21 protein-coding genes are annotated in these 22,796 nt (G+C 71.1%); 16 read left to right on the plus strand and 5 right to left on the minus strand.

The window, feature by feature from the left end:
- Window positions 1-452: 452 nt before the first annotated feature.
- Complete coding sequence (locus STRVI_RS05270; RefSeq protein WP_014054580.1) at window positions 453-1,811, minus strand: M14 family metallopeptidase; 1,359 nt, start codon at window positions 1,809-1,811, stop codon at window positions 453-455.
- A 126-nt stretch (window positions 1,812-1,937) separates the two neighbouring features.
- On the opposite strand from STRVI_RS05270, the gene STRVI_RS05275 reads away from it, so the two are divergent.
- Complete coding sequence (locus tag STRVI_RS05275) at window positions 1,938-2,789, plus strand: S1 family peptidase (RefSeq protein ID WP_014054581.1); 852 nt, start codon at window positions 1,938-1,940, stop codon at window positions 2,787-2,789.
- Between the two features lie 84 nt (window positions 2,790-2,873).
- Here STRVI_RS05275 and STRVI_RS05280 read toward each other — a convergent pair whose 3' ends face one another.
- Together STRVI_RS05280 and STRVI_RS05285 are read right to left on the minus strand one after the other, a co-directional pair.
- Entirely contained in the window at window positions 2,874-3,884 is a 1,011-nt protein-coding gene (locus STRVI_RS05280) for a chitinase (protein WP_014054582.1), read from the minus strand.
- A 248-nt stretch (window positions 3,885-4,132) separates the two neighbouring features.
- On the minus strand, window positions 4,133-5,845 hold the full coding sequence (locus STRVI_RS05285) for a chitinase (RefSeq protein ID WP_014054583.1): 1,713 nt from the start codon (window positions 5,843-5,845) through the stop codon (window positions 4,133-4,135).
- A 281-nt stretch (window positions 5,846-6,126) separates the two neighbouring features.
- Between STRVI_RS05285 and STRVI_RS05290 the strand changes: the two genes are divergently transcribed.
- The 12 genes from STRVI_RS05290 (at window position 6,127) to STRVI_RS05345 (ending at window position 17,856) form a co-directional block, all read left to right on the plus strand.
- Complete coding sequence (locus STRVI_RS05290; protein ID WP_014054584.1) at window positions 6,127-7,032, plus strand: hypothetical protein; 906 nt, start codon at window positions 6,127-6,129, stop codon at window positions 7,030-7,032.
- A 26-nt stretch (window positions 7,033-7,058) separates the two neighbouring features.
- Window positions 7,059-7,763, plus strand: coding sequence for a Flp pilus assembly protein CpaB (gene cpaB / locus STRVI_RS05295; protein ID WP_014054585.1), 705 nt, complete (start codon window positions 7,059-7,061; stop codon window positions 7,761-7,763).
- A gap of 16 nt (window positions 7,764-7,779) precedes the next feature.
- Window positions 7,780-9,534 (plus strand): AAA family ATPase, encoded by a 1,755-nt coding sequence (locus tag STRVI_RS05300; RefSeq protein WP_014054586.1) that lies wholly within the window; start codon window positions 7,780-7,782, stop codon window positions 9,532-9,534.
- Window positions 9,535-9,940: 406 nt separating this feature from the next.
- The gene (locus STRVI_RS05305) at window positions 9,941-10,540 is read left to right on the plus strand and encodes a TadE/TadG family type IV pilus assembly protein (RefSeq protein ID WP_014054587.1); all 600 of its coding nucleotides are present in this window, start codon (window positions 9,941-9,943) and stop codon (window positions 10,538-10,540) included.
- The gene (locus STRVI_RS05310) at window positions 10,537-12,003 is read left to right on the plus strand and encodes a CpaF family protein (RefSeq protein WP_014054588.1); all 1,467 of its coding nucleotides are present in this window, start codon (window positions 10,537-10,539) and stop codon (window positions 12,001-12,003) included. The genes STRVI_RS05305 and STRVI_RS05310 overlap by 4 nt, the downstream gene beginning before the upstream one ends.
- A gap of 8 nt (window positions 12,004-12,011) precedes the next feature.
- Window positions 12,012-12,950, plus strand: a complete 939-nt coding sequence (locus tag STRVI_RS05315; protein ID WP_014054589.1) for a type II secretion system F family protein — start codon at window positions 12,012-12,014, stop codon at window positions 12,948-12,950.
- 79 nt (window positions 12,951-13,029) lie between these two features.
- Complete coding sequence (locus tag STRVI_RS05320) at window positions 13,030-13,917, plus strand: DUF5936 domain-containing protein (protein ID WP_014054590.1); 888 nt, start codon at window positions 13,030-13,032, stop codon at window positions 13,915-13,917.
- Between the two features lie 290 nt (window positions 13,918-14,207).
- Window positions 14,208-14,357: a hypothetical protein gene (locus STRVI_RS52500; protein WP_162496074.1), complete on the plus strand. Its 150-nt coding sequence runs from the start codon at window positions 14,208-14,210 to the stop codon at window positions 14,355-14,357.
- A gap of 8 nt (window positions 14,358-14,365) precedes the next feature.
- Window positions 14,366-15,109, plus strand: coding sequence for a pilus assembly protein TadG-related protein (locus STRVI_RS52000; RefSeq protein ID WP_014054592.1), 744 nt, complete (start codon window positions 14,366-14,368; stop codon window positions 15,107-15,109).
- Between the two features lie 42 nt (window positions 15,110-15,151).
- The gene (locus tag STRVI_RS05335) at window positions 15,152-15,736 is read left to right on the plus strand and encodes a hypothetical protein (RefSeq protein ID WP_014054593.1); all 585 of its coding nucleotides are present in this window, start codon (window positions 15,152-15,154) and stop codon (window positions 15,734-15,736) included.
- Window positions 15,737-15,744: 8 nt separating this feature from the next.
- Complete coding sequence (locus tag STRVI_RS05340) at window positions 15,745-16,380, plus strand: OmpA family protein (protein ID WP_014054594.1); 636 nt, start codon at window positions 15,745-15,747, stop codon at window positions 16,378-16,380.
- Window positions 16,381-16,560: 180 nt separating this feature from the next.
- Complete coding sequence (locus STRVI_RS05345; protein WP_014054595.1) at window positions 16,561-17,856, plus strand: SLC13 family permease; 1,296 nt, start codon at window positions 16,561-16,563, stop codon at window positions 17,854-17,856.
- Between the two features lie 174 nt (window positions 17,857-18,030).
- Here the strand turns inward: STRVI_RS05345 and STRVI_RS05350 are convergent, their stop codons facing one another.
- Together STRVI_RS05350 and STRVI_RS05355 are read right to left on the minus strand one after the other, a co-directional pair.
- Window positions 18,031-18,435 (minus strand): cold shock domain-containing protein, encoded by a 405-nt coding sequence (locus STRVI_RS05350; RefSeq protein ID WP_014054596.1) that lies wholly within the window; start codon window positions 18,433-18,435, stop codon window positions 18,031-18,033.
- A 102-nt stretch (window positions 18,436-18,537) separates the two neighbouring features.
- Window positions 18,538-19,011, minus strand: a complete 474-nt coding sequence (locus STRVI_RS05355) for a DUF192 domain-containing protein (RefSeq protein WP_014054597.1) — start codon at window positions 19,009-19,011, stop codon at window positions 18,538-18,540.
- Between the two features lie 83 nt (window positions 19,012-19,094).
- On the opposite strand from STRVI_RS05355, the gene STRVI_RS05360 reads away from it, so the two are divergent.
- The 3 genes from STRVI_RS05360 (at window position 19,095) to STRVI_RS05370 (ending at window position 22,629) form a co-directional block, all read left to right on the plus strand.
- Window positions 19,095-19,841, plus strand: coding sequence for a prepilin peptidase (locus tag STRVI_RS05360; protein ID WP_014054598.1), 747 nt, complete (start codon window positions 19,095-19,097; stop codon window positions 19,839-19,841).
- 295 nt (window positions 19,842-20,136) lie between these two features.
- Window positions 20,137-20,898: an isoprenyl transferase gene (locus STRVI_RS05365; RefSeq protein ID WP_043235438.1), complete on the plus strand. Its 762-nt coding sequence runs from the start codon at window positions 20,137-20,139 to the stop codon at window positions 20,896-20,898.
- Between the two features lie 396 nt (window positions 20,899-21,294).
- Window positions 21,295-22,629: a PhoH family protein gene (locus STRVI_RS05370; RefSeq protein WP_014054600.1), complete on the plus strand. Its 1,335-nt coding sequence runs from the start codon at window positions 21,295-21,297 to the stop codon at window positions 22,627-22,629.
- The last annotated feature ends 167 nt before the right edge of the window (window positions 22,630-22,796 follow it).

Genomic DNA, 22,796 nt, shown 5'->3' on the forward strand with positions numbered 1-22,796 from the left:
CAGATCGATGACCCGTACCGGCGCAGAAGAGTCAAGCTGGAAAGCTTCCCGACGAGCTGAGTGAGCAACTCGCCACGCCGCTGTGCACGAGCGGCTGCACGATCCGGGAAAGCGTTACCCGTACATAGCCGCGCCCACGTCCGCAGAGGCTTGCACAATTGGGCAAAAACGGCGGCTACCCAGGCGGCGGGCGCCGTGCCCCGCGCTGGGGATGGATCCCCGACCCGCCGCCCGGTCTCTGGGACCGCTTGAGCAGCGGCTACCCGGCAACCGCGACAGAGGGCAACACCACGCGCCAGGCGATGCGGCGATGCGGGGAATGCGAGACCACGTTGTCGGCCACGTAAGCCAGCACATCGCACAGGCGGCCAGCACCGGAGAGGGTCTTCGCGAGGTGCCGTCCCGGCGGTCTCCCGCCGGGACTGCGCCCGCGTCGTGCCGTACGGCCTGGCTCAGGTTGAGGTGCAGTACTGCGATTCCTTGCCGATCGAGCGGTACATGCAGTCCGCGTTCTCCACGAGTTGGAGCACCGCGTCGCGGTTGCGGCTGGTTTCGCGGTCGATGACCTCGTCGGGCGGGTAGAAGCCGCCGGCGCCGGAGTCGGTCGGGTACATCTCGAAGGTGTAGGCGAAGACCTTCTGCGTGCCCCACAGATAGTCGTCGATCGCGCCGTCGGTGATGTAGAGCTCGCTGGACTGCTCGGGGGTGTAGCCGTTGCTCGCGGCCATCTTCTTGCCGACCGCCGCGAACGCGTCGTAGTCGTCCCGCGTCATGCCGGTGGTGGTTTCGTCGTACGTCCAGCCGAAGGGCCACAGCACCAGTTCGCTGTAGGTGTGGAAGTCGATCGCGGCCTTGATCTGCTGCTTGCCGCCGACGACGCGGCTGCGGGCGAAGTCGGCGACGACCTTCACCTCGGGGGCGGAGCCGGCGCTGGGGCCGCGGTAGGTCTCCGAGCCGGGGGAGCCGGAGGAGCCGCCGCAGCAGCCCCATTTGAAGTCCCAGTTGCGGTTGAGGTCGGTGCCGACGGACGAGGAGCCGGAGTTGGGCTGGCGGTTCTTGCGCCAGCTCCGGTAGGAGCCGGTGGCGATGTCGTACTCGCCGCCGTCCGGGTTCACATCCGGGATGATCCAGATCTCCCGGCCGTTGACCGCGCCTGTGATCCGGGGGTCGCTGCCGTAGCCCTCGGTGAACTGCCGCACCAGATAGAGGGCCATCTCCACGGTCAGGTGCTCACGCGCGTGCTGATGGGCGGTGAAGAGGACCTCGGGCTCGTTCTCGTCCGTGGCCACATTGTCGCTGATCTTGAGGGCGACGATGTCCCGGCCCTCGTACGACTTTCCGATGACGCGCTTGCTGAGGATCGACGGATACTTGGCCACCGCTGCGTTGATCTCGGCGCTCGCTTCGGCGTAGTTGTGGTACTTCGCATCGGCCGAGGGGAAGTCGAAGGGCTTGGCGGACCTGCCCTCGCTGCGGTCGGGCGGGCCCTGGAGCCCGGTGAGCCGGTAGCCGAGCGCGCGCAGCCGCTTGGCCTGCGCGGCGTCGGCGGTGACGACCAGGGAGCGGGCGTCCACCTCGTCGATGGACACGCCGGTGGCGGCGACGGCGGAGCGGTCGGCCCGGGTGGCGGGGCCGGAAACCTCGTACTGGCGGACGCTATCGTCGGCGCCCTGGGCAGTGGGTGACGCGGTGCGGTCGGTGCCGGGCCGTGGAGCGGGATCGTCGGCCTGAGCTGCCATGGGGGCGGCGAGTGCGAGGGTGAGCAAGGCGGTGAGGGCGGTGGCCCGTCTACCGCGGATGCGACGTCGCATGACATCTCCTGGGGGGTTAAGGGCGAGCGACTGCTGCGCCAGTGTTCGGCCATGCGCATGACATGCGCAAGGGTTGGAAATGGTCGAAGCCGAAGGAACTTCTCATCGAGGGAAGGAACCCCCCGCATGAACAGATCTCTCGTCGGTGCGTTCTCGGCCCTGTTGTTGGGCGGCGCGACCCTCGTCGGCGCGGGCGCGGCGCCCGCGGCGGCCGCATCCCCCGCATCCCAAGCCAAGGCCCCGAAGGCCGTCACCTTCGCGGGCACGGTGGCGCTCAGCAACTGCTCCGGCTCCGTCGTCCGGACGCCGGGCTCGGCCGACACCGACCCCGCGCTCGTGCTCTCCAACGGCCACTGCCTGGAGAGCGGCTTCCCCGGCGCGGGAGAGGTGATCGTCGACAAGCCGTCGACCCGGAGCTTCACCCTGCTGACCGCCTCGGGTGGCAGCGCCGGCACCGTACGCGCGAGCAAGGTCGCGTACGCGACGATGACCGACACCGACATCTCGCTGTACCAGCTCACGTCCACATACGCCCAGATCCAGTCGGCGTACGGCATCAAGGCGCTGCCGCTGTCGGACAGCCACCCGACCCAGGGCTCCGCGATCAATGTGGTCTCCGGCTACTGGAAGAAGATCTACGCCTGCAATATCGACGGATTTGCATACCGTCTTAAGGAGGGGGACTGGACCTGGAAGGACTCGGTCCGCTACACCTCCGCCTGTAACACGATCGGCGGAACCTCGGGCTCTCCCGTCGTCGACCCGGCGTCCGGCAAGGTCGTGGCCGTGAACAACACGGGCAACGAGGACGGCGGCCGCTGCACCCTCAACAACCCGTGCGAGGTGGACGAGAACGGCGCGGTGACGGTGCGCCAGGGCATCAACTACGCCCAGGAGACCTACGGCATCACCAAGTGCGTGACCACCGGCAACAAGATCGACCTGAAACTGGCGGGGTGTGCGCTGCCCAAGCCGTAGCGAACACCAGTACGCCGGTGCGCCCCGTATGGCGTGAGCGGGGCGCACCGGCGTACATCGAACTGTCGTTCGTTCCCTGAGGGTCTACAGCCCGTGGACGTGCGGGCCGACCGCCTTCGACCAGCCGTTCCCGTTGGCCGCGTCCCAGTTGGTGGACCAGCTCATCGCGCCACGGATGCCGGGGTAGGTCTTCGACGGCTTGAACGAGCCGCAGCCGGAGCCCTTGGCGAGGCAGTCGAGGGCGTTGTTGACGACGCCCGGCTCGACATAGCCGGAGCCGGCGCCGCTGGTGGAGGCGGGCACGCCGATGCCGACCTGGGACGGGTCGAGGCCGTTCTCCAACTGGATGCAGGCGAGGGCGGTGAGGAAGTCGACCGAGCCCTGGGAGTAGACCTTGCCGTCACAGCCCAGCATCGAGCCGCTGTTGTAGTACTGCATGTTGACCACCGTCAGGAAGTCCTTGATCCCCAGGGCGGTCTTGAAGTACTCGGTGGACGCCGACTGCATGTCGATCGTCTGCGGCGCCATGGTGACCACGACATCGCTCTTCTTGTCGTGGACGGCCTTGAGGGCCTTGGTCATGTAGGTGGAGTTGACGCCGTTCTCGAGGTCGATGTCGACGCCGTTGAAGCCGTACTTGTCCATCAGGCCGGTGATGGAGGAGGCGAAGGCGTCGGCCGAGGCGTCGTCGCTGATGGACACCGTGCCGTTCTGGCCACCGACGGAGATGATCACGGACTTCCCGGCCGCCTGCTTGGCCTTGATGTCGTCCTTGAACTGCTGCTCGTCGCTGTAGCCGGTGGCGGGGTCGAGCTTGAAGTCGACCGCTCCGGGGGAGCCGGTGGCGTCCGCGAAGGCGACCGCGATGATGTCGTAGTCGTCCGGGACGTCCGAGAGCTTCTGCTTCGTCGCGCCGTTGTCGAAATTCTGCCAGTACCCGGTGACGGCGTGCCCGGGGACGGCGGCGGCCCGCTGCTTGGCGTCGGGGTGGTCCTCCGACGCGTTGGCCGAGCCGGCGGATATCAGCCCTCCGGCGGCGATGGCGACGACTGCGGCGGCTCCGAGGAGTCGCTTGGTGAACTGTGCGCGTACCACGACAGCCTCCGTGCGTGGGGGGATGTGGGGGAGGTGGTGCGAGTGCGCGTTCAGGGGCCCCTGTGGCGTGCGTATAAGGTGGTCCAGACCAATGCCGTTGTCAACCCCAGGCGTCATCTTCCCTGTCCGTGCGGGTGAAAAATGCGGATGAGGGGGCCGAGCGCTTGCGCCCCGGCCCCCTTGGCCCATCCCCGCGGGAGGGGCATCCCCCCGGGAGGGGCATCCCCCCCGGGAGGAGCCGCGTCACGCTACGGCAGACCGTGGACCTTGGGGCCCACCGCGTTCGACCACGCGTTGCCCGCGGTCGCGTCCCAGTTGGTGGACCAGGTCATTGCGCCGCGCAGCCCCGGGTAGGTCCGGGCCGGTTTGAAGGAGCCGCAGTTCGTGCCCCGCGCCAGGCAGTCCAGGGCGTTGTTCACGATCGCCGGGGAGACATAGCCGCTGCCCGCGCCCCGCGTCGAGGCGGGCAGGCCGAGGCCGACCTGGGACGGCGAAAGACCGCCCTCCAGTTGGATGCAGGCGAGGGCGGTGAGGAAGTCGACCGACCCCTGGGAGTAGACCTTGCCGTCACAGCCCAGCATCGAGCCGCTGTTGTAGTACTGCATATTGACCACCGTCAGGATGTCCTTGATGTTCAGCGCCGTCTGGAAGTAGGCGCCCGAGGTGGACTGCATGTCGATGGTCTGCGGGGCCATGGTGATCACCAGGCCGGGCCCGGCCTTCGCCGACAGGGCGCGCAGCGCCTGGCTCATATAGGTGGCGTTGAGGCCGTTCTCCAGGTCGATGTCGACGCCGTTGAAGCCGTACTCCCGCATCAGGGCGTAGACCGAGTTGGCGAAGTTGTTGGCGGAGGCCGGGTCGTTGATGGACACCGTGCCGTTCTGGCCGCCGATCGAGATCACGACGGACTTCCCGGCCGCCTGCTTGGCCTTGATGTCGTCCTTGAACTGCTGCTCGCTGCCGTAGCCGACGGCGGGGTCGAGGGTGAAGTCGACGGCTCCGGGGGCACCGGTGGCGTCCGCGAAGGCGACCGCGATGATGTCGTACTGGTTCTGGACGTCGCGCAGCTTCTGCACGGCCGCGCCGTTGTTGAAGTTCTGCCAGTACCCGGTGACCGCGTGCCCCGGGACGGTGCCGCCGCCCCCGCCGCCTCCGGCCGTGGTCGTGCCCGTGACGGCGGACGACCTGGGCGACTCGCCCGCCGCGTTGGTGGCGGTGACCTGGAACTGGTACGAGGTCGAGGCCGCCAGACCCGTCACGGTCGCCGAAGCGCCGCCCACCGACTGCACCTTGGAGCCGTCGCGGTAGACGTTGTAGCCGGTCGCGCCGGTCACCGGGGACCAGGACAGGTCGATGGAGGACGAGGTGGCGCCGCCGGTCCGCAGCCCGCTCGGCGCGCCCGGCACCGGGTCGCCGGGGTCACCGCCGGGGCCGGTCAGGCTGATGTCGTCGGCGTAGTAGGCGGGCTGGCCGTACCAGCCGTGGGTGTAGACGGTGACCGAGGTGGTGCCCGCGCCGGTGGTGAAGCTCGTGCTGAGCTGCTGCCAGCCGGGCGCCGACGGCGTCCAGGTGGAGACATCGGTGGTGCCGGTGCCGCCGGCGCCGAGGTAGACATAGCTGCCCTGGACCCAGGCGCTCAGCGTGTACGAGGAGTTGGGCTTGACGGCCACGGTCTGGGCGCAGCGGGCGTTGTCCGTGCCCGCCGGGGTGGCCTTGAGCGCGGCCGAGCCGCCGTGGACGGGACTCGCGACCGTGGCGCCGCTCCCGGCGGAACAGGTCCAGCCGCTGAGGCCGGACTCGAAGCCGGGGTTCTGGGCGAGGTTGGCGGCGGCGGCGCCCGCGGCGGTGCCGCCGAGGGCGACCAGACCGGTGGCGCCCAGGGCGATGGTGGCGAATGCGCTGGTCAGCCGGGCGAAGCCGCGTCTGAGTCGGGTGGGGCGGGGGTGTCGGGCACGGTCCATAACTGCCTCCGTGGGGGAATCCGTTGGGAAGCCGGTGTGAAGGAGGAGATTGCGGACGGTGGCCACCGTATGAACGTAAAGTGGTCCAGACCAATAACCTTGTCAAGGGGATGCGCGGACTCCGCATCGGAGCCGGGTGGCGTAACCCAGAGGAACTGTTCTCTCACGCCGTTTTCGTGGATAAAGTGACGACGCACCAGGACAGGGGCAGTAATGAGACAGGGGCAGTAACGACCTCCGGCCGCCGCCGCTCGGCGCCGATGTGAGACGGGGTAGCCGACGTGCCCACCGCGATAGCAGTCACCGGCCGTGAGCTGGTGCTTCCGCCGCCCGACGGGCAGACCCCGTCGGCCGTCGTGCTCCGCCCGCCGGACGCACAGTCACTCGACGACGCCCTCGCCGAGGTCGGGACCCTTCTCGATCAGCAGGGCTACCTCGTCGTGCTCTATCCCGCCGCGACCCCCGCGGCCGTGGTCCGCCGGCTCCATATCGTGCGCTCCGTCCTGGAGAGCGACCGGATGGCGCTGCTGCCGCTCGAACTGCCCCCGCTGGCCGTCGCCGTACTGGCCCGTCAGTTGCGCCAGCTTTCCGTATCCGACTTCAGCCCCGGCGTTCTGGCGTGCGCCGCCCGGCTGCTCTCCCACTACATTCACGCGGGCGCCCTGCTGGGCAGTGTGGCCCGGCTGGACCGGGTCCCGGTCAGCCTCACCTCGCACGTCAAGTCCTGGGTGCCTGGCGCCCACTTCGGGGTGCTCGCCCACCCCACCCCACAACTGGTGAAGGTCGGCGGCGCAGCAGAGCTGCCCGCCCCCGGGTACGCCACCTCCATGACCGTCGCCCGGGGCCAGCTCAACAGCCATGGCTACGGGGACGGCGGCGCGGGCCGCGACGACTGGGTCACCGGCGCCCTCGCCCCCGCATGGGGCGTACGGGGCGTGGAAGAGGTGCCGCTGCCCGCCGAGTCGGCGCGCTGGTGGGGCACTCCGAAGCTGATCGAGTTCGCCGCGGCCATCCCCGACCTCTCGGTCCTCTACCAGCTCGTGGCCTCCGTACGGAGAGAGGAATGCCACTGGTGCGGTTTCGAACTCATCGGCGACCGCTGTGCCTTCTGCTCCTGCCCGGTGGCCCGCGGCGATGAGATCCCCGCACTGCTCACGTCCCAACGTCCCGCCCTGACCAGCCGGTAACGTCCCCGAACGAGGTTGTGCGTCCCATGAATTCACGCCAGCGCCGCGGAGTCATCCTGCTGCTCCTGTCGGTCCTGTGCGCCGTCGGCGCCTTCGCCGGAGTGCTCTCCGTCGTCAACGACGTGGAGTCGAAGGTCGGCCCCGAGACCACCGCCTACAAGCTCACCTCGGACGTCAAGCCCTACAAGGCGCTGGACGCGGGGGAGTTCGAGAAGGTCTCGATGCCCAAGCGCTATGTGCCCTCCACCGCCGTCACCGATCTCGCCGAGCTACGCGGGAAGATCGCGGTGACCCAGCTCGCCAAGGGGTCGCTGCTGCAGCGGGACATGATCGCGAACCGGCCCGCCCTGAAGCCCGGGCAGCAGGAGATCGCCATCATGATCGACGCGGCGACCGGCGTCGCCGGCAAGATCACCCCGGGTGCGGAGGTCAACATCTACGCGACCTTCGAGGGCAGCACCCAGGGCGAGAAACCGGTCTCCAAGCTGATCGTCGCGGGCGCCGAGGTGCTCGACCTCGGCAGGATCACCGCCCTGGAGCCCAACCAGGACGACAAACGGCGGATCAACGAGGCCGTGCCGATCACCTTCGCGCTCGACACCAAGAACGCACAGCGCGTGGCGTACGCCGAGTCCTTCGCCTCACATGTGCGGCTCGCGCTGGTCGCTCCCGGCGGGGGCACCTCCATAGGTCCCGGCGACCGCACCTACACCCTCGACGGCGACAAATGAGTGAGGAGGTGCCGCGGTGACGATCAGGATTCTGCCGGCCGCCGGCGACCCCGACGCCGCCCGCTCCCTGAGCGGGCTGCTCGGCCAGTTGCCCGGTGTCGAACCGTCGGCGCCGGTCGGCGACTCGACCCTGCTGCTCGACACCCTCGCCTCGCTGGCCGCCGCCTCCCTGGAGGAGCTGCCGGAGGTCGTCCTCGTCCATGAGCGCATCGGCCCGGCCCCGGCGTTGGAGCTGATCCGCGAGATCGCGCTGCGCTTCCCGGCGGTGGGCGTGGTGCTGGTGACCGCCGACGCGGGGCCCGCGCTGTACTCGGCCGCCATGGACGCCGGGGCCCGCGGCATCGCCGGGATACCGCTGTCGTACGACGAGCTGGCGGCCCGCGTCCAGGGCGCCGCCCAGTGGGCGACGGGCGTGCGGCGCCATCTCGGAGGCGGCGGCGATCCGCTCGCCGCCGGGCCCGGCGGCCAACTGGTCGCGGTCGCGGGCGCCAAGGGCGGGGTCGGCACCACCGTGACCGCCGTGCAGCTCGCGCTCGCCGCGCGGGCCGCGGGCCGTAAGGTCGCGCTCGTCGACCTGGACCTGCAGTCCGGGGACATCGCCTCGTACCTCGATGTGCAGTTCCGGCGCTCGATCGCCGATCTGGCGCAGATCAGCGACATCTCGCCACGGGTGCTCCAGGACGCGGTGTTCACCCACCAGACCGGGCTCGGGCTGCTGCTCGCGCCGGGCGAGGGCGAGCGCGGCGAGGAGGTGACCGACCGCACCGCCCGCCAGGTCATCGGCGCGCTGCGGTCGCGCTTCGAGCTCGTGGTCGTCGACTGCGGTACGCAGATGACCTCCGCGGGCGCCGCCGCCGTGGAGACCGCGGACATCGCGCTGCTGGTGACCACCCCGGACGTGGTCGCGGTGCGCGCCGCCAAGCGCATGGTCCGGCTGTGGGACCGGCTCCAGATCCGCAAGGCGGAGGAGACCGTGACCGTGGTCAACCGGCACACCCGCAGCGCGGAGATCCAGCCGCAGCTCGTCCAGCGGGCCACCGGGACGACCGTGGCGCGCACGGCGATCCCGGCCGGCTTCAAGGAGCTTCAGCCCGCCGTCGACTCGGGCCGGATGCAGGACCTGGACGCCAAGTCGGCCGTCAAACAGGCGCTGTGGGGGCTGGCCGGTGAGCTGGGCCTGGTGGAGGCCGCGCCCCCGGGCGGTGGCCGCCGCGCCGCCCACCGGGGCGGCCATGCGGCCGGGGGCGGCGGCGAGCGCGCCCTGCCCGGGCTGCGGCGGCGCCATGCCATAGAGGCGGGCGGCGACCCGGCGCAGGGCAGCGTGGGCGACGGCACCGACGCGCTCAACGAGATCGCCCCGCCGTCCACCAAGGGCTTCCTGCGCAAGCGCGGCGGCGACCGGGGTGGCGACCGCGGCCAGGTGACGGTCGAGTTCCTCGGCGTCCTGCCGCTGGTGCTGATCGTGCTCGCGGTCGTCTGGCAGGTGGTGCTGGTCGGCTATACGTACTCGCTGGCGGGCAACTCGGCCGACAAGGGCGCCCGCGCGGGCGCCACCAAGGGAGCGGGCGCCTGCCAGGACGCGGCGAGCAAGGACATCCCCGGCTCCTGGAGCGCCGACATCGACTGCGGCGGCGGCGACGGCTCGGTCTACAAGGCCACGGTCAAACTCCACGTCCCGATCCTCTTCCCGGGCGCCGCCGACTTCCCGCGGACGGTCACGGGCACGGCGGGCGCGGCGGACGAGAGCGACCTGGCGGGCGGAGGGAAGTGACATGACCCGTCACCGGGAACCGGTGCGTCCTCCCGACGCGAGCCTTACGGTGGCCACCGCTCAGTCGCGCGGGCAAGCGGGGGCGGCGACGCCCGCTGGCGGTGGGCGCGTGGTGCTCCTGGGTGGTGGGTCCGCCACGCCTCCGGGCGGTGGGTCCGGGGCGTTCCCGGGCGGTGGGTCCGGAGCGCGGCGCCGCCCGGGGGCGTTCGGTTCGCTGCGTGGGCGCGGGGCGGCCGGTGGTGCGGCATCGCTTCGCGCCGTCTCCGCGCGTCGGGGCGGGGCGACAGCCTGGCGGGGCGGCAGCCGCCGGCTCCCCGCCGCGTGGCCGGGGGGCCAGGGCTCGGTATCGGTGGGACTCCGCGGCGCGGCGGAGGCCGCCCGGCGGCGGGACCGCCAGGAGGCGGCCGTGGTGCGAGCGGTCCGACGGCCCGCCCCGGCGTGCGGCTCGTCGCGGTGGCGCGGCGTGGTCGGTCGCGCCCTGGTACGGCGCCGTGCCGCCGTGGCGCCGGGGGCCGGTCCGGGCGCGGAAATCGCCAGGCACCGCCCGGCGGCGGGCTCGGTCCGGGTGGGTCGGCGTCCCGCCGCATCGCGCCGGGGGCGGGGCGACACCGGGTCGGCGTCCATCGAGTTCCTGGGGTTCCTGCCGATCCTCATCCTCGTCGCACTCGCCGCCGCGCAGCTCGGCATCGCCGCGTACACCGCGCAGCAGGCCGGGACCGCGGCGCGGGCGGCGGCGCGCACGGCGTCGCTGGACGAGCCGCGGACCAGCCCGCAGGCCGCCGGGAAGGCGGCGATGAGCGGATGGCTGGCCGACGGCGCCGGTATCAGCAGCGGCGGCTGCGGCGGCGGGGAGGCGCGGGCCACCGCGACCGTGGAGATCCCCTCCGTCATCCCCGGTTTCGACTTCGGCAGCGCCGAGAAGAGCGCCACGATGCCCTGCGACGACGGCCAAGGAGACGGCGGAAACGGCGGCTTGGCGCCCGCCGCGATGGGAGGCGACCGATGAGCCTGCGGGCCCGTATCACCGCGCCCGAGGGGCCCGGCGAGGGCGGCGGCGGACGCCAGGACGGCCACCTCGTCTCCGCCTACCGCGCCAAGCTGCTCGAGGAGATCGACCTCGCGGAGATGTCCGCGCTCTCCGCCGCCGAGCGCCGCTCCCGGCTGGAGCGCGTGCTCGGCCACATCATCAGCCGCGAGGGCCCGGTGCTCTCGACCACCGAGCGCTCCCAGTTGATCCGCCGGGTGGTGGACGAGGCGCTCGGCCTCGGGGTGCTCGAACCGCTCCTCGAAGACGCCTCCATCACCGAGATCATGGTCAACGGCCCGGACCAGATCTTCGTGGAGCGCTCCGGCCGGGTCGAGCAGGTCCCCGTCCGTTTCGCCTCCGAAGAGCAGCTCATGCAGACCATCGAGCGCATCGTCTCCACGGTCAACCGCCGGGTGGACGAGTCGAATCCGATGGTCGACGCCCGGCTCCCGTCCGGTGAGCGCGTCAACGTGATCATCCCGCCGCTCGCCCTCACCGGCGCCACGCTCACCATCCGCCGCTTCCCCCGCGCCTACACCCTCCATGAGCTGATCGGCATGGGCACGCTGGACGAGCAGATGCTGCTGCTGCTCGCGGCGCTGGTGCGGGCCAAGTTCAACGTCGTGGTCTCCGGCCCCACCGGCTCCGGCAAGACCACGCTGCTCAACGCCCTCTCCGGGCTGATCCCCGACGGGGAGCGCATCATCACCGTCGAGGACGCCGCCGAGCTGCAATTGCAGCAGACCCATGTCATCCGGCTGGAATCCCGGCCGCCCAACGTCGAGGGCAAGGGCCGCATCACCATCCGCGACCTGGTCCGCAACTCGCTGCGGATGCGCCCCGACCGCATCATCGTCGGCGAGGTGCGCGGCGGTGAGACCCTCGACATGCTCCAGGCCATGTCCACCGGCCACGACGGCTCGCTGGCCACCGTCCACGCCAACAGCGCCGAGGACGCGCTGATGCGGCTGCAGACGCTCGCCTCCATGTCGGAGGTGGCGATCCCCTACGAGGCGCTGCGGGACCAGATCAACAGCGCCGTGGACTGCATCGTCCAGCTCGTCCGCAACGCCGACGGCTCCCGGCGGATCAGCGAGATCGCGCTGCTCGACAGCCACGGCCACGAGGCGTACCGCATCGCCACCGTCTGCCGCTTCGACGCCCAGCCCATGGGCGCGGACCGGGTGGTGCACGGGCGGTTCGGCTACTTCCCGCTGCCGGAGCGGATCGCGGAGCGGCTGCGGCTGGCGAGCGAATCGGTGCCGCCGGCCTTCGGCGTGGCCGCCTTCCCGGCCCAACTGGCCACCCGCGCCGCCGGATACGACCCGCACGACCGGCCGCCGCATGACCGGCCGCCGTTCGGCCGGCCCCCGCACGACCGACCCTCGTTCGATCCACCCTCGTTCGATCCACCCCCGTTCGACCCCAGGGACCGGAGGTAGCAGGGCCCATGGACCATCTCGCGACGGCCGCCCTCGGCGCGACGCTGGTGTGCGGCGCGCTCGGCGTCGTGGGCGTGCACACCTACGTCCGCGGCAAGGAGCAGCAGCGCGCGCTGATCGACCGGCTGTCGGAGACCGGCCCGCTGCCGGGCACCGGCCGGGCGCGCCGCTTCGCCGGGGTCGACCGGCGGCTGCGCACCACCTCCCTCGGCCGGAAGCTGGAGCTGCGGCTGGCGGCGACGGGCCTGGAGATCACTCCGGGGGAGTTCTTCGTCTACACGGCGGGGGCGGCGGCCGGGCTGTGGCTGATCGCGGCGTCCTTCCTCGCCGCGTTCTTCGGCCCGATAGCGGCGGTGATCGCCGTCTGGGGGGCCTTCGCGTTCCTCGGCTGGCAGCGGCAGAAGCGGATAGAGCGCTTCATCAACCAACTGCCGGAGCTGTCACGGATCCTGGCCAATGCCACCCAGGCCGGGCTGGCGCTGCGCACCGCGCTCGGCATGGCGGCGGACGAGATGGAGGCGCCGGCGGGCGAGGAGCTGGCCAAGGTCGCGGCCAAGCTGGCCGTCGGCCACTCGATCGACGACGCGCTGGAGGAGCTGGCCGAGCGGCTGCCCTCCCGGGAGCTGGTGGTGCTGGTCACCACGCTGGTGCTGTCCAACCGCGCGGGCGGGACGGTGGTCAGCTCGCTGCGCAACCTCACCCAGACGCTGGAGGAGCGCAAGGAGACCCGGCGGGAGGTGCGCACCCAGCTCTCGCAGGTGACCGTCACCGCCTATGTCGTACCGCTGCTGGGGATCGGGACGCTGCTGCTGATGAACCGGATCGCGGCCGGTTCGCTGGACCGGATGACCTCGTCCTTCTGGGGGCAGGCCGCGGTGGTCGTGGCCTTCTGCCTGTACGGGATCGGCTTCTTCCTCATCCGCCGCATGTCCAAGATCGACGTCTGAGGTCGTCCGGGACCGTCCGAGATCGCCGAGACCGACGTACGAGCGAATCCAGGTAAACAGGTAAAGGGGACTCAGGGAGATGGCACTGCTGCTGGCGCTGGCGGCCGGTCTCGCGGTGGCGGGCATCGCCTACGGCATCGCGCTCTACCGCAGCGAGGCCAAGCTGCCCAGCGACCTGGCGGTGGCCCTGGAGGTGGGCTCCAGCCGGACGACCGCGGTCGGTTCGGCAGTCGACCGGCTGGGCATCCGCTACGCCCCGCTGGTGCTGCGGCTGATGGGCGAGAAGCGGGTGGCCAGGGTCCGCCGCCGGATCGATCTGGCGGGCAATCCGGGCGGTCTGACGGTGGACCGCTACGCGGCCCGGCGGGCGGTCTACGGGGCGCTCGGCTTCGGCGGGGCGCTGGTGATGCTGATCAAGGGTCAAGTCCTGCTGGCGCTGCTGCTGGTGGCGTTCGGGCTGTTCTGGATCGAGGTGGGCATCTGGGCGGCGGTGCGGGAGCGCAAGGACGCGATCGAGCGGACACTGCCGGACTTTCTGGACGTTCTGGCCGTCGTGGTGAGCGCCGGATTGAGCTTCCGTCAGGCCCTGGACCGGGTCGCGGAGAAGTACGAGGGTCCCTGGGCGGATGAACTTCGCATCACACTTCGGCAAATGGACATGGGGGTCAGTCGCCGCCATGCGTTCGAGGAGCTACGTAAACGTAATGACTCGGAACAGGTCGCGCAGTTCGTCACCGCCCTCCAGCAGGGGGAGGAGCTGGGCGCTCCGATTGTCGAGACGCTGATCGCCATTGCGAACGACATGCGCCGTACGGACGCCCAGAACGCGCGGCGGCGCGCGGCGCGCGCGGTGCCGAAGGCGACCATGGTCATCACGACCTTCATGGTGCCCGGAACCATGGTGCTGCTCGTCGCGGGGTTCTTCATCGGCTCGGGCACCGACTTCGGCTCGGTGACCGGGGACTGACGGTCTCTTTTAGGTGAAGCTCCTTCGCGGTTGCAATTGAATGTGGGACAGTCGTCGACGGAGAACTCCTCGGTGGCGGGAGGGGGTGAGACGGATGCACGACCGGGGCCGGTCGTCACGTCCACGGTTCGAACGTGGTGAACGGGGAAGGCAATGCTTCCTGGGGCACTGTTCCGAGACGGCTGTTTCGGCGTACTTTGCTCGTGTCGCGAGCGACACCACGGGGGTTGAGTCGCCGGACCATGGTGGGACGGCAGCCCATGGAGGGGAACACAATGGGGAAGCGCGTCATGCGGAACGATCGGGGACAGACCTCGATCGAATATCTGGGCATCATCGCCGTGGTGGTGGCCATCGTGCTGGTCCTGTCGACCACGGACTTCGGCAGCATGATCGCGAACGCCATCTCCGACAAGATCTCACAGGTCGTCGGCATCTGACCGGTCCCGTGACAGCGCGCCGAGATCTCAGGAGCGACGCGGGGCAGGCATTTCCGATCTACATCACCGCGGTGGCGGGCCTGCTCTTCCTCGCGCTCGCCCTCTTCGCCGTCGGCCAGGCCGGAGCCACCCGCAACGGCGGACAGACCGCCGCCGACGCGGCGGCCCTCGCGGCCGCCCAGGACTACCGCGACCAGTTGCGCAAGGGGTTCCTGAAGGCGATCGCGGACGGCAGCGCCTGGGACGACCTGCTGAACGGGCGGGGATTGGGCTCGACCAGCGCCTGTGATGAGGCGCGGTGGTTCGCCGGTCAGAACGGCGCGGACGTGACCGACTGCCACGGGCCCGAGTTCCTGCCGACGTCCTTCACCGTCACCGTCAGGACGCAGAAGCCCGTGGGCAAGACCGTCATCCCCGGCACGGAGACCAAGCACGCGAAGGCGACGGCCAAGGCGGTCGTCACCCCGCGCTGCACGGCCGAGCCGCCCGCCCCGCCGACCAAGGGGCCCGACGACGGCGGAGGCGGAGACGGCGGTAAGGGCGGCGGAGACGGCGGTAAGGGCGGCGGAGACGGCGGTAAGGGCGGCGGAGACGGCGGTAAGGGCGGCGGAGACGGCGGTAAGGGCGACGGCAAGGACGACAAGCCGCCCATCGACCTCCGCTGCGACGGACTCGACCTGACCATCGACCCGACGCGTCTCGACCTCTTCCCCGACGCCAAGGACCTCTTCTCCGTGCACCTTGCCGACTGACGGCCGACTGACGAGCGAACGAAGAGCAAAGGACAGCGAGCGATGAGCATTCGGCACACGACGAAGGCCCGGAGGGGGGCCGCCGCGACGGCGCTCGCCGCGGCCCTGGCCCTCGCCGTGGCCGGGTGCGGCAGCGGCGGCGGCGACGACAAGAAGCCCGGCGACGGCGCGGACCGGACGTCGACCGCGCCCAAGGACGACGGCGGGGATCAGCAGCCCGCGGCGGACTCGTCCAAGACCATCGGCGAGATGAAGGGTCCCGGCGGGATCGTCGTCACCCTGCACTCCGCGGAGCGCGACGACGGCGGGTTCGTCACGGTGAGCGCCACCGTCACCAACCACGGCAGCCGGCTCTTCAACGCGATCGACTGGCGCTCGAAGGAGACCGAGGTGAAGTCCCTGTCGTCCGTCTCGGGAGCATCCCTCATCGACGAGAAGGGCAAGAAGCGCTATCTCGTCCTCCGGGACACCGACGGCCAGTGCCTGTGCACCACGGGGCTCTCGGGGATCAAGCCCAACGAGAGCCGTCCGCTGTTCGCCCAGTTCCCGGCCCCGCCGAAGAGCGTCACGGAGGTCGACTTCCAGATCCCGACCATGCCGTCCGTCGGCATCACCCTCTCCGGATGAGCCGGGCCATGACACCGCAGACGACGGCCCGCCGCCCCGCGCGCCGCGGCCCCGTACTCGCCGCGCTGGCCTCCACCGCGCTCCTGGTCACCCTCACCGCCCCGGCGCCACCCGCCCACGCGGACAGCGGCCCCGGCGCGCCCGCCGACACCACCCCGCCCCTGAAGATCGACGCCAAGGACTCCGATCTGCGGATGCCCGAGGGCGCCAAGCTGGCGCCCGGCCGGGTCCTGGACATCAAGTCCGTGGTCGAGACGGACGACGGCGACGAGCGGCGGGAGGACACCAACGCCAAGGTGAAGTTCGCCCTCCAGGCCGAGGTGCTCTTCGGCAAGGACAGCGCCAAGCTGGGCGGCGAGGCGAAGGCCCGGATCAAGGAGATCGCCTCCGAGGCCGAGCGGCAGAACGCCAAGAGCGTCCGAGTCTTCGGCTTCACCGACGACCTGGGCTCCGCGGGCCATGGCATCGTGCTGTCGAAGCAGCGGGCCAACGCGGTGCAGCAGGCGCTCGCCGAGGACCTCGAACCTTCCGTCAACTACGAGATCCGGGGCTACGGCGAGCAGTACCCGATCGCGGACAATGCGAGCGAGGAGGGCCGGAAGCGCAACCGCCGGGTGGAGGTCAGCTTCCCCAGGACCGCCTGAGCGGCCTGGTTCCCGGCTCCCCAGGACGGGCGGGCCGAGCGGACCCGGCTCCCGGCTCCCCACACCGCCTGAGCAGTCCCGGCTCCCGGCTCCCGGCTCCCCACAACCGCCTGAGCGGACCCGGCTCCCGGCTCCCCACAACCGCCTGAGCAGTCCTGGCGGCGCGATGCCGCATCATGGGTGTGCCGATCGCACCATCCGCCGGAGTCCGTTCTGAGTACCGCCGTCGCCGAGTCCCTTTCCGTCGTCCTGCTGCTCGGCGTACTGGCCTTCGCGGTGGCGCGCCCGCGGGGCCTGCCGGAAGCGGTCGCGGCCGTGCCCGCCGCCGGGATCGTCGTGGCCGCCGGGGCGGTCTCGCCCGCCCGGGCCTGGGCGGAGACCCGGGAGCTGCTGCCCGTCGTGGGCTTTCTGGCCGCCGTACTGCTGCTGGCCCGGATGTGCGCGGACGAGGGGCTCTTCGAGGCGGCGGGCCAGGCCGTGGCGCGGGCCTGCGCGGGGCGTACGGACCGGCTCCTGGGCGGGGTGTTCGCCGTCGCGGCCGTCGTCACCGCCGTGCTGAGCCTGGACGCCACCGTCGTGCTGCTCACGCCCGTGGTGTTCGCCACGGCGGGCAGGCTCGGGGCGCGGTCCCGGCCACATGTCTACGCCTGCGCCCATCTGTCGAACTCGGCGTCCCTGCTCCTTCCGGTCTCCAACCTCACCAATCTGCTCGCCCTTCAGGCCGGCGGGGTCTCCTTCACCCGTTTCGCCGTGTTGATGGGGCCCGCCTGGCTGCTGACCATCGGCATCGAGTACCTGGTCTTCCGCCGCTTCTTCGCCGTCGATCTGGCCGCCGGGACCTCCGAGCCCCCGCCCGCCGACTGGCCCCGGGTGCCGGTCTTCGCGCTGACCGTGCTGCTGCTGACCCTCGCCGGGTTCGTCGGGACCTCGCTGGCGGGGCTCGACCCCCAGTGGGCGGCCTGGGCGGGCGCTCTCGTGCTCACCGTAAGGGCGCTACGGCGCCGCGAGACGACCGTAAGGGGGGCCATCGGCGCGGCCGGGCCGCTGTTCTGCCTGTTCGTGCTGGCGCTCGGGGTGGTGGTCCAGGCCGTGCTGGCGGGCGGTCTCCAGGACGCGCTGACCCAGGTGCTGCCCACCGGGACGACCCTGCCCGCGCTGCTGGGGATCGCGGCGGTCGCGGCGGTGCTGGCCAACCTCATCAACAATCTGCCCGCCGTGCTGGCGCTGCTGCCGATCGCCTCCGCGGGCGGCACCGGGCCCGTGCTCGCTGTGCTGATCGGCGTCAACCTGGGGCCCAACCTCACCTATGTCGGCTCCCTGGCGACCCTGCTGTGGCGGCGCATAGTGCATCACCACGAGCCGGACACCGGCTCCGACCTGGGGGTGTTCACCCGTCTGGGGCTGCTGACCGCACCGGCGACCGTGGTGGCCGCGACGGCGGCGATGTGGATGATGCTGAAGGTCACCGGAAGCTGAGAAGCACCGGAAGCCGAGGAGTGCCGGAAGCCGATAAGCACCGGAAGCCGAGGAGTGCCGGAAGCCGAGGAGTGCCGGGAGCTGAGGAGCGCCGGAACGCGAGGGGCCGCCGTCGCGACGGCTCGTCGCGGCGGCGGCCCTCAGCCCGCTGTCAGGGCGCCATGCGGCCCGACGTCAGGATTCGATCCAGTTGTGCGCCTGGGCGAGCTCGATGACCCGCCTGCGCACCTGCTTGATCTGGTCGGCGGTCAGGCTGCCGCCCATCTCGACCAGCGCCTCGGTGAGCTCCTGCCGCAGCTCGGCGACCGACAGCACATCGCACATGGTGTCGTCGCCGTCCGGCCCGGAGGGCCGTATGACCGGCGCGGCGGCGCGCTCGAGGACGCGGACCTCCGACGCCTTGGGCCCCTTGTCGCCGTACTCGGGAACGAACCGCACCTTGGACCCCGGCTGGAACAGGTGCTTCTCGTCCAGCAGGTCGTTGGCGTGCATGAAGACGTCCTCGCCACCGTCGTCCGGAGCGATGAAGCCGTAGCCGCGGAACTCGTCGAAACGCAGAATCTTGCCCGTGGTCGTCACCGTGCCACCCCTACCCCTACTACCTCTACCTCGATGATCCCGACCGCTACCTCGATGAATCTCGACCGCGATCGAGGGTGTCCCAACCATGACACCGAGAAGTCAGCGTACAGAAGGAGGGGGCGGCGCTGAAGGGCCGGGGGCGATCACGACGCGCACGCCCCGCCGCACGCCCCAGCGCTCCAACGTGCCCGCCTCCGCCTCCAGGACATGGCGGGAGCGCAGCCGGGGGCGCCCGAGCCGGCCGGGACGCAGGGTGTGGACGTCCACGACGGTGAGCCGCCGGTCCAGATACGCGACGTCGATGGCGAACCGCATCCGGAAGGTGTGCACCCCGCTCGCCGGGGTGAGGAGGAGCGCGCCGGTCAGCCCGTCCCGGCCGAGCAGACCGCGGGCGCGGGCGCGATAGGAGGCGGCGATGGTGAGCGGAATGCCCTCCGCGCGCCCCGCGCTCAAGCCCTCCGCGCGCCCCGCGCTGTCCTCCGCGCCCTCCCGGTCCTCCTCTGCGCCGTCCGCTCCGTCCGCGCCGCCGACCACGTGCAGCGTCCCCGTACCGTCCCGCCAGCGGCCCACCATCCGGCCCCCCTTCGGCCCTTCCCGCACCGTCCGCCCTTCCCGCGCAGTGTTCCACCGGCCGGGCGCTTCCGTAGGCTCGGCCCGTGCAACCGCTGCTGATCGTGCTCGCCGCCGCGTACGGCGCGGCCGCCGGGCTGCTCGTACCGCGCCCGCTCTACCGGCTGGCCGTCGATCCGGAGGAGCCCTGGCGCGGCGCCTGTCCGCGCGGGCACGCGCTCACCGGCCCGGCGCGCGGCTGGCTGGGCCCCGCCCGCTGCGCCGGCTGCCGGGGCGGCGAGCGGGACTACGGGACGGGCCCGGTGCCCGCCGCGGCGCTCTCCGCGCTGGTGTGCGCGGGCCTGGCGGCGGCCGTCGGCGCGCGCCCGGAGCTGGCGGTGTGGCTGCTGCTGGTGCCGCTGGGGGTGCTGCTCACGGCCGTGGACCTGGCGGTCAACCGGCTGCCGGACGTCCTCACCCTGCCCATGGCGGGCGGGGTCGCGATGCTGCTCGGCGCGGCGGCGCTGCTGCCGCACAGCGCCGGGTCCTGGCCGCGCGCGCTGCTGGGCGGCGCGGTGCTGGGCGGGGCGTATCTGGTGCTGTTCCTGATCAGCCCGAGCGGGATGGGGTTCGGCGACGTCAAGCTGGCGCTGACGCTGGGGGTGGCCCTGGGCTGGTACGGCTGGGACGTGCTCTTCGTGGGCGCCTTCGCCGGGCTGCTGCTGGGCTCCTGCTGCGCCGCGGCCCTGGTGCTGACCCGGCGGGCCGGGCGCCGGACCGCGATGGCGTTCGGCCCGTTCATGATCCTCGGGGCGGGCGCGGGGCTGGTTCTGGGGGCGCTCGGGGCCGGATGACACCGACGCGCGAATTGCCGGCCCCGCCGATGCATGGACATCCCCTCACGAAGCGTTATGGTGGAAGCCCCCCCCCTCGGGCCGGTCCGTACTCCCCCCCACGGACCGGCCCGCTTTATTTGGGGCATCTGGGGCCTCAGGGGCGGTACGTATCCCGCACGGTCGGCTACGAAGCGTGACGCAGGCCCGTCATTTGGCCGTCCCGGTTAGCCAGCCCCTCCGCCCCGCAGTAGGGTGTCGGCCTTGGGGCGGACTGCCATGGCAAGCCATGCGAGGCACTGAGGGGCTGGAAGACGTGAAGTTGCGCGACCTGGTGTACGGGCTCTACGCACGCCGGGTGGAAGGCCGCCTCGATCACGCCCAGGTGCCCAAGCACATCGGCGTCATCCTCGACGGCAACCGCCGCTGGGCCCGCGCCGCCGGCGGCACCGCCGAGCAGGGGCACAAGGCGGGCGCCAGCAAGATCCAGGAGCTGCTCGGCTGGTGCAGCGAGACGGACGTCGAGGTCGTCACCCTCTGGCTGCTCTCCACCGACAACCTGGACCGCCCCGAGAATGAGCTGGGCCCGCTCCTGAGCATCATCGAGGGCGCGGTGCGCGATCTGGCCACCGACGGCCGCTGGCGGGTGCACCACGTCGGCAACCGCGATCTGCTGCCTTCCCGGACCCAGACGGTCCTCAAGGAGGCCGAGCGGGACACCGAGCACATCGACGGAATACTGGTCAACGTGGCCGTCGGCTACGGCGGACGGCAGGAGATCGCCGACGCGGTGCGGTCGCTGCTGCTGGATCACGCCACCAAGGGCACCTCCTTCGAGGAGCTCGCCGAGGTCGTCGACATCGACCTCATCTCCGAACACCTGTACACCCGTGGGCAGCCCGATCCCGATCTGGTCATCCGCACCAGCGGTGAGCAGCGGCTCTCCGGCTTCATGCTGTGGCAGAGCGCCCATTCGGAGTACTACTTCTGTGAAGTTTTCTGGCCCGCTTTCCGCAAGGTCGACTTCCTCCGCGCACTGCGCGACTACGCCGCCCGTCACCGCAGGTACGGCAACTAGTTCCGGTCTGTAGCACGGCAGTTCACCGGCCCGGGGCCGGACGCCGACCGGCGTCCGGCCCGGGGCCGTGTAGCACGCTGGTTTCACAACGTTCATATCCGCGCCGTCATATGCCGTTGCATGCCCCCGCACGTTCGAGGGAATATCCCTTCCAGGTCGACGCCCTGTCCCACCTGTCCAGTCGGGTGTCGAACTGCCAGCGGACGGCATTGGGCCGTCCGTCCGGGAGGCCCTTTGCACACGGACGACTGTGCGGATCGTGCGTATGACGCGGAGGGCCGGCGCTCGGCCCTCCCAGTAGGGCCTGAGCCCGGTCCGTTCCCCGTCTACGGCGGGGATACCTCACTCCCGCGACGCCGTCGCACCCCAACCTCTCCCGAGGGGGTACGTCCACCCGTGGTGACCAGCAAGAAACGCCGCGAGCAAGACCGGCGCACCTATGTCCTCGACACCAGCGTCCTGCTGGCCGACCCCAATGCCATGGCCCGCTTCGACGAGCACGAAGTCGTGCTGCCGGTCGTGGTGGTCACGGAACTGGAGGCCAAACGGCATCACCCGGAGCTCGGGTACTTCGCACGGCAGGCGCTCCGCCTGCTGGACGAGTACCGCGTCCGCTTCGGCCGCCTGGACGCACCGATCCCGATCGGCGATCTGGGCGGGACCCTGCGTGTCGAGCTCAACCATTCCGACCCGGGTGTCCTGCCCGCGGCCTTCCTGCATCACGGCCGTATGCCGGACAACGACGCGCGGATCCTCGCGGTCGCCAGAAACCTGCAGGCCGAGGGGTATGACGTCACCGTCGTATCGAAGGACCTGCCACTGCGCATCAAGGCGTCCTCGGTGGGTCTGCTCGCCGAGGAGTACCGCGCGGAGCTGGCGATAACCGACTCGGGCTGGACCGGGATGGCGGAGCTCGCCATCTCGGCCGAACAGGTGGACGACCTGTTCGCCGCCGAGACCGCGTTTGTCCCCGAGGCGGCCGGACTGCCCGTGCACACCGGTCTGGTGCTGCAGTCCGAGCGTGGTAACGCGCTCGGCCGGGTCACCCCGGACGGGCAGGTGCGGCTGGTGCGCGGCGACCGGGAGGCGTTCGGGATCCACGGGCGCAGCGCGGAGCAGCGCATCGCGCTGGACCTGCTGCTCGACCCGGAGGTCGGTATCATCTCGATGGGCGGCCGGGCCGGTACGGGCAAGTCGGCGCTGGCGCTGTGCGCCGGTCTCGAGGCCGTGCTGGAGCGGCGTCAGCACCGCAAGGTGATGATCTTCCGCCCGCTGTACGCGGTGGGTGGCCAGGAGTTGGGCTATCTGCCCGGCTCCGAGGCCGAGAAGATGAGCCCTTGGGCTCAGGCGGTCTTCGACACCCTGTCCGCGGTGACCAGCGCCGAGGTGATCGAGGAGGTCGTGGGGCGCGGGATGCTGGAGGTGATGCCGCTGACGCATATCCGCGGCCGCTCGCTCCATGACGCCTTCGTCATCGTCGACGAGGCCCAGTCGCTCGAGCGGAATGTGCTGCTCACCGTGTTGTCCCGGATCGGCGCCAACTCCCGGGTGGTGCTGACCCACGACGTGGCCCAGCGGGACAACCTCCGCGTCGGGCGGTACGACGGTGTGGTGGCGGTCGTCGAGAAGCTGAAGGGGCATCCGCTGTTCGCGCATGTCACGCTGACCCGCTCCGAGCGTTCGCCGATCGCGGCACTGGTGACCGAAATGCTGGAGGACGGCCACATCTGAGCTGGTTGAGTCGTTTGCGACCACAGGGCGCCGCGCGGAAAGGCCAATGAGCCTAGCCGCGCGGCGTCTTGGCGCGCGGGGATTTCCAGAAATCCTAGGGCGTAAACGGGATGTGAGCTTTCACACCTGGCGGGGAATTGCCTCGGGGGCTCCGCGTCCGGCAGTCT

The sequence above is a fragment of the Streptomyces violaceusniger Tu 4113 genome (genome assembly GCF_000147815.2).
In the GTDB taxonomy this organism is placed as follows: Bacteria; Actinomycetota; Actinomycetes; order Streptomycetales; family Streptomycetaceae; genus Streptomyces; species Streptomyces violaceusniger_A.

Excerpts from the sequence above, each read along its gene's own strand:
- STRVI_RS05270 (WP_014054580.1), bottom strand. The coding sequence starts at position 1,811 with ATGCGACGTCGCATCCGCGGTAGACGGGCCACCGCCCTCACCGCCTTG.
- STRVI_RS05275 (WP_014054581.1), top strand. The coding sequence starts at position 1,938 with ATGAACAGATCTCTCGTCGGTGCGTTCTCGGCCCTGTTGTTGGGCGGC.
- STRVI_RS05285 (WP_014054583.1), bottom strand. The coding sequence starts at position 5,845 with ATGGACCGTGCCCGACACCCCCGCCCCACCCGACTCAGACGCGGCTTC.
- cpaB (WP_014054585.1), top strand. The coding sequence starts at position 7,059 with ATGAATTCACGCCAGCGCCGCGGAGTCATCCTGCTGCTCCTGTCGGTC.
- STRVI_RS05310 (WP_014054588.1), top strand. The coding sequence starts at position 10,537 with ATGAGCCTGCGGGCCCGTATCACCGCGCCCGAGGGGCCCGGCGAGGGC.
- STRVI_RS05315 (WP_014054589.1), top strand. The coding sequence starts at position 12,012 with ATGGACCATCTCGCGACGGCCGCCCTCGGCGCGACGCTGGTGTGCGGC.
- STRVI_RS05320 (WP_014054590.1), top strand. The coding sequence starts at position 13,030 with ATGGCACTGCTGCTGGCGCTGGCGGCCGGTCTCGCGGTGGCGGGCATC.
- STRVI_RS52500 (WP_162496074.1), top strand. The coding sequence starts at position 14,208 with ATGCGGAACGATCGGGGACAGACCTCGATCGAATATCTGGGCATCATC.
- STRVI_RS05335 (WP_014054593.1), top strand. The coding sequence starts at position 15,152 with ATGAGCATTCGGCACACGACGAAGGCCCGGAGGGGGGCCGCCGCGACG.
- STRVI_RS05340 (WP_014054594.1), top strand. The coding sequence starts at position 15,745 with ATGACACCGCAGACGACGGCCCGCCGCCCCGCGCGCCGCGGCCCCGTA.
- STRVI_RS05355 (WP_014054597.1), bottom strand. The coding sequence starts at position 19,011 with ATGGTGGGCCGCTGGCGGGACGGTACGGGGACGCTGCACGTGGTCGGC.